Source organism: Paenibacillus sp. FSL K6-0108 (assembly GCF_045040695.1).
Lineage (GTDB): Bacteria > Bacillota > Bacilli > Paenibacillales > Paenibacillaceae > Paenibacillus > Paenibacillus pabuli_B.
Genome location: NZ_CP150288.1, coordinates 7374253 through 7387594, shown reverse-complemented (window position 1 = coordinate 7387594; position 13342 = coordinate 7374253). Strand labels below are relative to the sequence as shown.

Sequence of the window (13342 nt, the reverse complement as noted above, 5' to 3'; positions counted from 1 at the left end):
TTTATTTGGCTCACCAGCAACTATAATGAAAGCGTGTTAAACAAGTGCATGGGGGGCAGGACAATGGAACCTTTAACTATTAGCTGGATCGGCGCACTAGCAGGGCTTGCGATAGCAATCATACTTATTCTGAAGAAGCTGAATCCGGTCTATTCTTTATTTCTGGGCGCGATTGTAGGCGCTTTAATTGGCGGGGCCAATCTGGAAGAGACCGTAAATATACTGGTGAACGGCACACAAAGTGTCATGGGTACCGTACTCCGAGTACTGGCTGCCGGGATACTGGCTGGTGTCATGATGGAGTCGGGGGCGGCAGAGACGATTGCTCAGGCATCGTGCGAAAATTTGGCGGCAGCAAGGCCATTCTGGCATTGGCTCTGGCAACGATGATTATTACAGCCGTTGGGGTATTTATTCCCGTAGCCGTCCTGATCGTAGCGCCAATTGCGCTGTCTGTCGGCAACAAGATGGGCATATCCAAGCTGGCTCTGTTGCTAGCTTTATCGGGTGGAGGCAAGGCGGGGAATATTATCTCCCCAAATCCCAATACAATTGCTGCGGCGCGAGGGTTCGATCTGGATCTTAGCAATGTCATGCTGGCAGGCGTGATTCCAGCCGTCTGCGGATTAATGGTAACCGTTATCGTAGCTTCAATGCTTAAAAACAAGGGTGTGATGGTATCTGACCAGGAAGCGGAGCAGGGTGAGGTGGACACGTCACAGTATCCATCGTTGAAAAAGGCCATTGTTGCACCTTTAGTTGCGATCATCCTGTTGATGATTAATCCAATTGGCTCCATTACGGGCATTGCAGCGCTGTCCACATTCAAAGTGGATGCGATGTACATTCTCCCGATTGCAGGAATCATCGGTATGCTGGCCATGGGCCAGGGCAAGAACATTGTGAAATACACGACTTCCGGGTTAAACAAAATGACAGCGACTGTACTTATTCTGGTTGGTGCCGGGGGCATTGCGAGGCTTATCTCTGCATCCGATCTGTCCGGTCAGGTTGTTGGACTTATTGAAGCGTCCGGGATATCCGGCACCTTCCTGGCACCGATTGCGGGTATTTTGATGGCTGCAGCGACGGCTTCCACCTCGACAGGCGTTATACTTGCCACCGGTTCATTCGGTGATGCGATTCTGAACATGGGAACCGCTCCGCTCGCAGCGGCGGTCATGGTGCACACGGGTGCGACAGTTATCGATTCCCTGCCACAGGGCAATTACTTCCACGTCTCGGCTGACAGCATGAAGATGACTATCAAGCAGCGGATGGGCGTTATTCCTTATGAAGCGATCGTGGGTGGGACGATGGCGATTGTAGCGACGTTAATCTACGGATTTATTCTTTAATAACACGGATGGGGTGGGAGAAGATGAGAGAGACGACATTTGTACTGGCACCGGATTCATTTAAAGAGAGCATGACAGCAAAAGAAGTATGTGTGGCCATGGAAAAAGGATTGCGTAAAATCTACCCAGCTGCGAACTATATTCATGTACCGATGGCTGACGGAGGCGAAGGCACTGTACAGTCACTGGTGGATGCTTCTGGCGGCGCGATTCACCAGAGAGAGGTAAGCGGGCCACTCGGGCAGCCTGTACAGGCGCAATATGGCATTCTAGGCGATGGGTTAACGGCAGCGATTGAGATGGCATCGGCGAGTGGCATTCATCTGGTGACCAAGGAAACCCGGAACCCGCTTCACACGACAACCTATGGAACGGGAGAGCTGATTCGGGCCTGTCTGGATCAGGGCATTCGCAAAATCATTATCGGAATTGGCGGCAGTGCGACTAACGATGGCGGTACAGGTATGGCCGAAGCGCTTGGTGCGAAGTTCCTGGATGCAGACGGCGAGCCAATTGCACGTGGAGGCGGGGCACTTAATCAGTTGGCGCATATCGATGTGACCGATCTGGATGAACGATTGCAGGGCGTTGAGATCATTGTGGCCTGTGATGTAACGAATCCGTTATGCGGGGAGCATGGTGCTTCAAGAGTATTCGGGCCGCAGAAGGGGGCTACACCGGAGATGGCGCAGGTACTTGATGCGAATCTGTCTCATTATGCGGAAGTCGTGAAGCAGCAGCTGCACAAGGATATACGTGATGTGCCGGGTGCAGGTGCAGCAGGTGGTTTGGGCGCAGGGCTTTTGATATTTACACAGGCTGTGTTGCGCAAAGGCATTGAAATTGTCATTGAATACACAGGATTGCGTGACAAGCTGGTACATGCGGATGTGGTGTTTACGGGCGAAGGCGGCATTGATTTTCAAACGAAATTTGGCAAGACGCCTTACGGTGTGGCACGTGCAGCCAAGGAAGCGGGCAAGCCGGTTATCGCCATCGCGGGTTACGTTGGTGAAGGGATAGATACGTTGTACACGGAAGGGATTGATGCAGTGTTCGGTATTGTGCCGGGTGCGGCCGATCTGGAACGACTTCTGCACGAAGGCCCGGAGAATGTGGAGCGTACAACTGAGAATATTGCGAGAGTTCTGAAACTGGGGCTGATTTCTTAACATTCTGTGATGTAGTAATGAGGTGGAGCGGAGAGAGACTGTACGGTGCGTGTCCGCATGATAGGGGCGTTCCGGTGCAGTCTCTTTATGTTCGGCGATCTACTTATAAGACGCGAGTAGTCCGTGGGTAAGTTCAATGAGCTCCAGCCAATTATGCGGGTCCTTGCCGGTCAGCGTCTGAATCCGTTTGAGCCGATATTGCAGTGTATTGCGATGAATGTTGAGATCCTCTGCAGTCGTGGACATGCTGCCATTGTGATGAATGAAGCTGCGAAGTGTGTCCAGCAGATCGGCTGTGTCCTCCAGCTTGATGACGACGTTGTTATGGCGTGCCAGGTTGGCCGTGCTGAAGCGTACCAGAAATTGCACATCATCATAACGGACCAACGGTGCAGCCGGCCGAAGCGCGAGTAAGATGTTCATTGCAGATCTCGCTTGTTCGTAACATACGGCAATGCTGGTTTCCCGTCTGCTTACAGAAATAAAAGCTTGGGGTGTTTCCTGATGTACAGATTGGACTATGGAATCCACGTCCGAATCGCTCTGGATCAGAATAATCTGTGCGAGACCATCGTCCTCAATGGAAAAAGAGGGGAATTGCAGTAATACTCTACTTGTTTCCGGACTAAACTCAGATGCTTCATCGGGAAGGCGAATGTAGAGAACAACCGCTGGCAGGTGCAGATCGATACGGTATTGTGCTGCTTCCCTCCTGATCTTCTGCGAATAGGAACCGGAGTGGGCAAGCAGCCGTTCCAGAAAGGCTTTTTTCCGAGAAGCTTTATGGGCCAGACTTTCCAATTGATTGCGCTGTTCGATCAGGAGAGCTACGGTTGTGCGCACAATGTTGCAGAACGGACGGACTTCATCCGGATGCCCGGATATGCCGATAACACCCACATGCTGATGATTAATGCTGATCGGTTCATTGGTGCCCATCTTCTCAAGTCTGCCATCTTGCCATACTTCGACTCGGTTTCCGGTGGTAAGGGCACGGACTGCTCCCTGGTGAATCGTGCCGACGCGTTCCTTCTGTCCACTTCCAATGATAATGCCCTGCTCATTCATAATGTTGATGTTGTAAGGGATGTCCTGCATCATTTTATCGACAATATCCTGTGCCTGTTTTTCCGAAAGCTGCAACATTACATGTCCTCCCTCTCCCGCTGTCCCATCAAGGTGCAAGTGTTTTGTCTAATAGGTATGGTCAGCCTTGCTTATTCATTGTGCATCTGAACGAAAGTATAGCTGACGTGCCTGTCTTAAACAAGTTTGTTTCCTAAAGGGTGGAGGGATACCGAATCATTTATTTGATCTTCTTGCTAAGTCATGGGGTTTCTCTTATTTATGTGCTTACCCGGTTCATGTCTCCGCAGTATTTAACTGCTTGGTTCCGTTCAAGTATTCCAGATGCGCCTTGCCCCAGCCACACATGCCATCCAAAAGCGTGCCAATCGTCTGCCCGTGTTCGGACAGGCTGTACTCGACCTTCGGTGGAACATCGCCATAGAGGGTACGCACAATAATCTGGTCCTGTTCCAGCTCGCGCAGTTGTTTCGTTAATGTCCCCTGCGCTACATCGGGAATCATGCGTCTTAGTTCACCAAACCGTTTGGTGCCTTCCTTCAATAAAATGAACAGGATAAGCGGTTTCCATTTTCCATTAATGGCTTCCAACGTAACGAGTACACCTTGTAACCGTGGTTCCTGTAAATCCATAGTATTCACCTCGTTTTATATAGCTATATGTAATTCTATCATACCTGATTTTCTCGCATTCCGCTTGTTTCGCTGTGTGAATTGGGCAGGAATAATTGTGCCATCTGGTGCCAATAGTACGAATTTTCGTACCTGGTACGATTCAATTGCGTACTGTTCAGCTCCCCTCATTTCAATAATAATGAACAAAACGCTGGTACAACGAAAATCTGGCGATACGAGAGGGAGATGCAGAATGAGTCCATTTACATTGGAGAATAAACGTGTCGTGATTATCGGAGGAAGCTCGGGGATTGGACTTGCAACAGCCGTACAGGCTGCTGAGGCGGGGGCGCAGGTGGTTATCGCAGGACGTTCTGAAGCCAGGCTGGAGGAGGTCAGGGAACAGATTGCCCATGTTGCAGGCAAAGGCAAGACGGGAGCCGTATCTATCGAGGTTTATGTGCTGGACAATCAGGATGAACAGCAAATCGATTATTTTTTCAAACAGGTTGGGGCATTCGATCATCTGTTCACCCCTGGAGCTGAATATACCCGTGGTCCGATAACTTCAGATCGGGAGACGGCAGAAAGCTGCTTCAAGGGCAAATTCTGGCCTCAGTATTTTGCCGCCAAATATGCGGCTCCGTATCTATCGGTTTCGGGTTCGATCACGCTGATGTCTGGCGGATTCAGCCAGCGCCCGCTGAATGGTGGTGCTTCCTACGCTGCGTGTAACGGAGCGATTGAAAGTCTGGGCAAAGCACTCGCGGTTGAACTGGCTCCAGTCCGAGTGAATGTCGTATCCCCGGGGACAATCTGGCGAGAGGGGCAGGAGGGCACACCGCGTGGTGAGCATTTCAAAGACTACGAGAAGCTCTCGATTTTGAAGCGTGTTGGAGATAATGAGGAGATTGCGCATACGGTTACGTATTTGATGACGAATACATTTACGACGGGAAGTACGTTGTTTGTGGATGGCGGATACACGATGATTTGATGTTGTTTACCTGTGGTCTCTATAATTACTCGAAGAAGTAAAAATGATGAATAATGACGAAAAATATTTGAAATCCGGCCTGTTTTTCACCTACAGGCCGGATTTTTTTCCGTTTATTGGAGTGAATGTTCAGAATCCGTTCAGAGTTGCGTACTACAATATGCCTATATTTCGACAAGCGAGATAAGGGAGGAAAGCGTATATGCAATATAGAAAAATAATGAGCATGCTGCTTACTTTGGTGTTGGTAGCTCCATGGTTGGCAGCACCAGCAGGAAAGGTAAATGCAGAAGCATCGTATCTAGCACCAGGAAATAATGGTCTAATAACGATAAAGTATGTAAACGAGAACTCAATCGAATTGCAATGGAAGTATGCAGAATCCGGATCTTCTACCCCACCTGATGTAAATTATCAGGTTTACATATCCAATGATTCTGATCTTAAAAATATGGAAGAAATCAGCGTAACATCAGGTCATCCCTACGACGATGACTGGATTAATGGCTCAGCTTCTCTTCCAGATGGTACATTTACGAAAATAATCACAAATTTAATAGAAGGCGATACGTACTATTTCAATGTCGTTGTTAAAGATCGAAATCTGGAAGCTGCGTATCAAATGCAATCAATCGAATTCACTGTGCAGCTGAGTGAACTGGATCAGTACAACGAACTCAAAAAAAATGCAGACCGAGGCAACAGCAATGACTTTATCCAAGATGTTATTTTGTTGCTTCGTAATAAGCAATTCATTGGTACGCCTGATTTTGAATCTTTGCCTGTAGAAGATCAGGAGGCTATTGCAAAATACTTATTAGATATTGAGGCGCCAACAAGCAAAGGATACGAGAACAAGGAGCAAGTTGAGTTCTTTGTGCAATTAGCTCTGAAAGCACTTGAAGTGACTCGCCAAATCGGTGGACCGAATGCAGTAGCTGCACTTAATGACCTGTATAGTAAGCAAGCAGAAAGAATAAATCATTTTGATTATCCGAGTGCTGAAGATAATTTCTATCCACTCATTGCTGCATATCGCTCTGCCTCCGAGGTAGATAAACGCACAACTGCTTATGTATACGAACTTAAACTTAAAACACAATCTTCCATTTCACGTGTCTTGAGATATATAGACACAGTTGTGGAAGAAACACCTTTCATTAATCGTGCAAATACAACTGAGGAAATGTTAACCTCACTGAATAAATTTCAAAAAATTTATGAGAACTCTCTGACTTATAACGAAGCGAATCCAGGAACTCCGATAACCAGCTTCGCTTTGAATACAAGCAAAATGGATAACTTGACACCAGAAGAGCAGGAACAGTTGGCTGATCATATGCTGACTGAAAGACCGATTGGTGGATATGCAAGTTTTGAAGCCATTCAGAGCGCGTTTAATCAATTTTTCCCTGGCAATGAAGCTGATGCATTGGCTGCTGTAAATACTGCTAGGGTCGACAAAAATATAGACGCTATGCGTCTGGCTATGGAGAACCAGGAATTAGGTATTGATTTCCCCAATGAATATGGTTCTTTATCTAAGCAGGTCAAAGATTATGTGGCTGGGTTCCTGATTGATAATATCAAGAAGAACTATGAAAGTAAGGAACAGGTTCAATATATGATTGAGCTTGCTGTACAAGCTCAGTTGATCTGGGAGCAGAGAGGGTTGCGCGTACTTCAGGACAAGCTGGACCAATTTGCACAGAAACTGTCTGAAGGACCCGATCATTTTAAAGACCCTGAGACAGATATGCTTCGTCAGGTTGGAAATCATCATCTACAATTAAGCGAAGTAAACAAACCAATTTTCGCTTTTAAGTACCTGCATTTATTGGGATTGGAACGCATTGCAAAACAGGCTCAAGTAGAGATTGCAGATCCGCGCTTTCTGCTGGCACTGCTATCAATGCCTTTCGAACCTATCGAGAATGCCACGACTATAGATCAGATGAATCAATGGCTTGAGACAACCATGAATGAACAGTTTAATGGACACAATTTCTTTGACCAATACAAATTCAATCTTACAGGTGAACTTGATCTGTCCAAAAGAGCTGAACTCAGCACGGAAGGCAAGAAAGAACTGGCCGAATGGGTGCTTAATGAACAAGACCGCTACGAGGATGTTGGGAATCTACAATATGTGATCAACCGATTCTTTACGGCCCCGAATGTAACGGGAAATGACATCAACAACACCATAATTGGCTTGGATGACACGATGGAGATCTCTCTTAACGGCAAACTGACCTGGATTGATGTTGCCTCTATGCAGAAATTTGATTTTAGCGGTGACAAAACGGTTTGGGTTCGTTACAAAGCCATCAGTGACTTATTGCCAGGACGCGCGGTGAAGATTGTCTTCACGGCAAATGGCGATAGCAATAACGGAAATGGTTCAACACCAATCACGGGTGGGAGTACAGGTAGTGGATCATCAGCAACTACACCTGTAACAACTACACCGACGACCAAGCAGGAACAAATCGTCGTGGACGTGAACGGAGCTAACGGCACCAACCTGACCAAAACGCCAATTACACGTACAACCGAGGCCGACGGCACGATCAAGGACCTCGTGAAAATGTCTGAGGCGATTGCCAAGGAATCGGTGGAAAAAGCGAAGCAATTAAACATGAACACGGCACGCATTGTTATCCCTGACGCCAAAGATGCTGTGTCCGAGACACGCATTGAACTGCCAAAAGCAGCGGTGAAACAGCTGAATGATGGTGGGCTTAACCTTGAGATTTCCACAGAGAACGCTATTATCTCGGTTCCAACGAAGTCGATTGCCGGATTCGACCAGGATCTGTACTTCCGCGTTGTTCCGTTGAAGAAGGAATCCGAGCGTAAAGAAGTGGAAGAGCGTGCGAAGAAAGAGCAGTTGATCCAACAGATTACTCCAAATTCAAACGTGAAAGTACTGGCTCGTCCAGTTGAGATTGAAACGAATATGCAAAGCCATGAAGTAACACTGACATTGCCGCTGCGTGACAGTCTGCCAACTGATCCTGCTGCACGCCAGCAAGCTTTGGACAACCTGGCTGTGTACATTGAACACAGTGACGGTACGAAAGAGTTGATTCAAGGCAAACGGGTGAATCTCAGCGATTCCAGTGAAGGCATCGAGTTTACAGTTAACAAATTCAGCACGTTCACGCTCGTTGTGGTGGATGGACTGAAAACTTCCCAAGGCTCGCACAGCCCGTATATCAACGGATTTGGTACGGATTTCCGTCCGGATGCATTCGTAACCCGTGCGCAAATGGCAGCAATGCTGGTTCGTAATCTCACTGATGAAGTGGGAACCGCATCTGCGAACGTTGTAAACTACGACGATGTATCTGCAACTCATTGGGCAGCAAGCGATATTGAAAAAGCGCAATCCGCAGGCATCATGAACGGTATGAACGCCACTCAATTTGCACCGGAAGGTTCGATTACCCGTGCACAAATGGCAACCATTGCATACCGCTGGATACAGCAGCAAAGCGCTGATGAGACAGGCAGCACATCACAAGCAGCAGATGGTGCTCGATTCACAGATGTGTCCGCCGACCTTTGGGCTTCCGATGCAATTGCCTATGTGCAATCCGCTGGTCTGATGACCGGATACAACGATGGTACGTTTAAACCGGACAGCAAACTGACTCGTGCTGAAGCCGTGAAAGTATTAAATGTACTATTCAAACGGACTCCGGCAATAGGCGTAACTACGCCATCTTTTACAGACGTACCTGCAACACACTGGGCATATGCAGACATTGAGGCTGCGGCACAGAAATAAAAATCAGCATATATAACTTAAAAAGGGGTGTCCCAAACCATGTAAACATGGAGGGACGCCCCTTTACTCGTCTAAAGCCTGAACAGGTCTTGTGGATACATCATCGCTTTATACATTGACCAAATATTCGTTATATCTTCTATGAATCCTTTCGGGAACAGAGAGACCAATTTCAGCTAGTTTTGCTTGTATAGTTTCAAAGAATTTTAAACAATCTTGTTTTTTGTTTTGTTCAATTAAGAATTCCAATAATAAAAACATATATTGCTCATTGAATTCATCCAATTGTAGCATCATTTGTAAACAATTGAATTTTAATAAGGAATTAACTGAGTTTGTGCTAGTGACATATTGTTCAAGTACATGCAGTACACCCTGCTTTAACCGGAGTCTTATTTGAACAGCCCATAAGTAATCTTCCTCCACTAAATAATCTCCCTCATAGCAATTAATTAACTGTTGAATAGATTTTTCATCATGTTTTTCCCGTTCGAGCAATTGAATGAGCTCCTCATAATCACTTTCAATTTCAGCATTTAGTTGGTAGTGATTATTCACTAATTGAATCGGGTCTTGTATTCCCTTTTCTTTTAAAAGCTTTCTCAATTGATAAATGGAGGTATGTAAATTACTTGAGGCCTTTTCAAAGTCCAAATTTATCCATAACTCTTCTGAGATGATGGCGTTTGACATTGGTCTTTTTTGATTAAATAATAAAAATAAAAAAAGTTCGCGTACTTTCCTTGTACGCCATTTTACTACCTCTTGCTGAGGATCAAGCAGATAAAAACTGCCTAAAGTATGAGCGTAAAACAGGCTTTTTTTATTCATAGGGGGCACCTTAACTTGTAATTGCGATTTTTTCTGTGCTTTTGTTAGCGCTTTAATCAAGCGCTTTTCATGTACAGGCTTTAATAAATAATCGGTAGCCTCTACTTCAAAAGCATCCACTGCAAATTGCGAATGTGCTGTCACAAAAATGATTTGTAAGGAGGGGTGTTTTTGTAACATTTGTCTAGCTATTTGCATACCGTGCACATCGATCATTTCGATATCCAGAAATACAAGTTCAATGGCCTCTTTCTCCAGAAAACCAAGGGCATCTACTGCATTTGTAAATGTCCCTTGGATAGAAACCTGGAATTGCGTTAGCCGTTTAATCATAATACTTAATACATCGATTGCCATTTTTTCATCATCAACAATAATTATGTTCATGCTCCACCACCCTCTGGTAATAAAACGACAATAGTTGTTCCCTTTCCTTCCTCGCTGTATAAACGTAAACTTGCATTTTTCATTAATTTGAATTTTTTTAATGGATTCATAAAGCCAATACGTGTGCTTTCTTCATTAATCAGCTTTTGAAGTTTTTCCTCAGGAATACCTACACCATTATCATAGATTTTAATTCGGGCAAATTGACCTTCCCGCTGAATACTTACCTCAATAGTACCGCCACCTTGTTTCTTAGAGATACCGTGGAGAACAGCATTTTCAACTAATGGCTGAATGGAAAGTGCTGGAATCATTAATTGAATGGATTCATCAATATCATATTTAATATTTAAACGGTCACCATAACGCATCTTTTCAATATATAAGTATGCTTCGACAAGCTCCATCTCTTCTTCAATAGAGACAAAGCTATTTCGGTAATGGACATTAAGTTTGGCACGGAAATAGGTTGCCAAGCAGTAAAGTGCTTCACGCGTGTTGTCCATATCCGTATAGCTTAAACCAATAATTGTATTAAGCGTGTTATAAACAAAATGCGGTGTGACCTGTGAATACAAATAATTCAGTTCTACTTCAATTGCATCAATTGAAGATTGACGAATGGCTAACAGAGATTCAATACGAATAAATAGTTTATCCATTAAAATAGGTTTTTGTAAGTAATCATTTGCACCAACTTGTAAAGATAACACTAAATCAGAATGCTTCATGATTGCTGTTAAGATAATAATCGGTAGTTCCAACATATCATATTGTTTTCGTACTTGCTTACACAGCTCATAACCTGACATTCCATTCATCGTTAAATCGATTAACATACAATCTACCTGATTCGTCTTAATATAGTCTACTGCATCGAAACCATTATCTACTGCAATTACAGTATATCCCTTAAGTCGTAACGCCTCGGCTAAAACTTGTATATTGACATGGTTATCGTCCACCACAAGTATCTTTTTATTATTTCCTTTATACATGAGTGGCAATTGAAGCTGTAATTCTTTGGTTCTATGCCCGGTAGATGATTGCTCAATGCTCATATGCTCTCCATTAGCAAGTGGCATTGTAAATGTAAATGTAGTACCTTCTCCTACCGTACTTGTAACATAAATCTCGCCTGTTAACTTTTCGACAATGTTTTTAGTGATACTTAATCCCAAACCGAGCCCTTCTTTTTTATGATTATTTCCTTGATAAAAGGCATCAAAGATACGGTCTATATCTGGTGCCGGAATACCACAGCCTGTATCTCTTACCTGGATGACCATCTGATGTTGATGGACATAGGCTGTCACAATGATTTCTCCAACTTCTGTATATTTAATGGCATTGTGCAGCAAGTTGTATAGAACCTGCTTAAAACGTAATTCGTCTGTGTACATATTCGGTAAATTCGAACCAACCTCTGCATCAATACTTACTAGGTGATTCATTGGCATCACACTACGAATTTCTAACACAACTTCCGTAATAACAGAGGGTGAAACACTAGAAGGGGCAACCCTTACTTCTCCTGTCATTTGATTCGAAGAGAACAACAAATCCTCTACTAAATGTCCTAAACGCTGAGTCACACTATGAATTAAAATGACTTGCTCCTGTTGAGCCCGTTTTAGAGGGCCTTGAGCTCCTTCCATTAAGGACTTTGATAAATTTAAAATACCGTTAAGGGGTGTCCGTAATTCATGAGAAGTTTTCAGTAAAAATATATCCTTCATTTGATTATGTGTGAGCAATTCCTCTGATAAGGCCTGGATTTTTAAAATAGTCTGGTTTGCACGGGAATTTAATAACGAAGCAAATCCGAATAATATTAGTAAAAATAATGCGAATTCTGTGTAATCTATGGGAACGCCCATTATAAAGTTAAAAGTCAGTAAAATGGTATAACAACTAATAGCCGAAATCACGATTAGAACATAACGAACGCCTTCAAGGTGATGTAACATTACTTTAATAAGAGTCCATAGATTATAGAATATGACTGGAGCCGTAACACAGATATATGCCATTTTTCTAAGGAACAACTCCAAATCTGAAGAAGCTCTGTGATTTTGGGTAATTGGGTTATAAATACCATAAAAAATAATTACAACCCCAAGTAAAATCATAAACATATATATCGTTTTTCTTTTTTGTACTTGCGGGTACATTGAATTAATAAACAGCGTTAAAGTTAGTAGCGCTATCGGAATAATACTGAGCTGTAGACGCAATTGATTGAAGGGGGAGATATCGGGAAATAACAGGAAAAACACTTTTTGGTTAATAAATGACATATACAATCCCAATGAAATGGTAAAAAGACCAAAAAATAATTCTTCTTTGCGTTTACGATTCTGTAAAAATGTAAAGATATAAATGATTCCGAATAACACATGCCCAATAGATACTAATGCGTCTAAAAATACTTTCCAACGATATTGGTGCTGGATAACTTCCATCGTACCAAATTCAATAGGATAGACAATACCAGCCTGTGGGGAATTATAGTTGGTTACATGGATAACAATATTCAGTTCTTTATTTTCGCTACGAGCAAATACTGTATATTTATCATCATTCTCGGACCCATATTCACTTAAAACTGTGCTTGTCTTCCCCTTTGCGCCTACCTCTACATCATTTATAAACACACGATTCGCTTGACGAATAGTCCGTATAAACAAACCGTAGAATCCCTCCGTTGGTACATGTACCTTGACATAATAGGTCCCAACTGAAATTCCCTCTTTGTTGGGCTCTACATACTCTCTCCAGTTAAATGGCACATCAAGTGTGATTCGTTTATTCTGATCGTTATTGATCTGTTCCAAAGAAGGAATTAAAACATTTGGATAAAAGTACCAATTACCTTCCAGCTTAACCGGTCTTTGTAATTGCTCAGTGGATATCTTTACCGTTCCATCATGTACAATTTTGGAATGGTTACTGATAATATAATGCCAATTGCCAAGTGAAAAGACACTAACAAACAGCATGATAATACTCAAAATGATTAGGATATTCCTTTTCACTATCATGCCTCCATATACGAGTGAATTCTTATGTATGTTTACATCATAGGGTTAATGTTTTT

Annotated in this window: 7 protein-coding genes and 1 pseudogene; 4 read left to right on the top strand and 4 right to left on the bottom strand. The window is 43.7% G+C overall.

From position 1 onward, the window contains the following. Window positions 1–48: 48 nt before the first annotated feature. Together MHB49_RS33365 and MHB49_RS33360 are read left to right on the top strand one after the other, a co-directional pair. A pseudogene (locus MHB49_RS33365) lies at window positions 49–1358 on the top strand (GntP family permease). A gap of 23 nt (window positions 1359–1381) precedes the next feature. Continuing rightward, on the top strand, window positions 1382–2530 hold the full coding sequence (locus MHB49_RS33360) for a glycerate kinase (RefSeq protein WP_405154480.1): 1149 nt from the start codon (window positions 1382–1384) through the stop codon (window positions 2528–2530). A gap of 99 nt (window positions 2531–2629) precedes the next feature. Here the strand turns inward: MHB49_RS33360 and MHB49_RS33355 are convergent, their stop codons facing one another. Together MHB49_RS33355 and MHB49_RS33350 are read right to left on the bottom strand one after the other, a co-directional pair. Further along, window positions 2630–3676 carry a CdaR family transcriptional regulator gene (locus tag MHB49_RS33355; RefSeq protein ID WP_405154479.1) on the bottom strand — a complete coding sequence of 349 codons (1047 nt, stop codon included), beginning with the start codon at window positions 3674–3676 and terminating at the stop codon, window positions 2630–2632. A gap of 216 nt (window positions 3677–3892) precedes the next feature. Continuing rightward, window positions 3893–4249 carry a winged helix-turn-helix transcriptional regulator gene (locus tag MHB49_RS33350; protein WP_405154478.1) on the bottom strand — a complete coding sequence of 119 codons (357 nt, stop codon included), beginning with the start codon at window positions 4247–4249 and terminating at the stop codon, window positions 3893–3895. Between the two features lie 235 nt (window positions 4250–4484). On the opposite strand from MHB49_RS33350, the gene MHB49_RS33345 reads away from it, so the two are divergent. Continuing rightward, the gene (locus MHB49_RS33345; RefSeq protein ID WP_405154477.1) at window positions 4485–5228 is read left to right on the top strand and encodes an SDR family oxidoreductase; all 744 of its coding nucleotides are present in this window, start codon (window positions 4485–4487) and stop codon (window positions 5226–5228) included. Between the two features lie 202 nt (window positions 5229–5430). Next, the gene (locus MHB49_RS33340) at window positions 5431–9024 is read left to right on the top strand and encodes an S-layer homology domain-containing protein (RefSeq protein WP_405154476.1); all 3594 of its coding nucleotides are present in this window, start codon (window positions 5431–5433) and stop codon (window positions 9022–9024) included. Window positions 9025–9132: 108 nt separating this feature from the next. On the opposite strand, the gene MHB49_RS33335 is transcribed toward MHB49_RS33340, so the two are convergent. After that, window positions 9133–10242, bottom strand: a complete 1110-nt coding sequence (locus tag MHB49_RS33335; RefSeq protein WP_405154475.1) for a response regulator — start codon at window positions 10240–10242, stop codon at window positions 9133–9135. After that, window positions 10239–13244, bottom strand: a complete 3006-nt coding sequence (locus MHB49_RS33330) for an ATP-binding protein (protein WP_405154474.1) — start codon at window positions 13242–13244, stop codon at window positions 10239–10241. The genes MHB49_RS33335 and MHB49_RS33330 overlap by 4 nt, the downstream gene beginning before the upstream one ends. Between the last annotated feature and the right edge of the window lie 98 nt (window positions 13245–13342).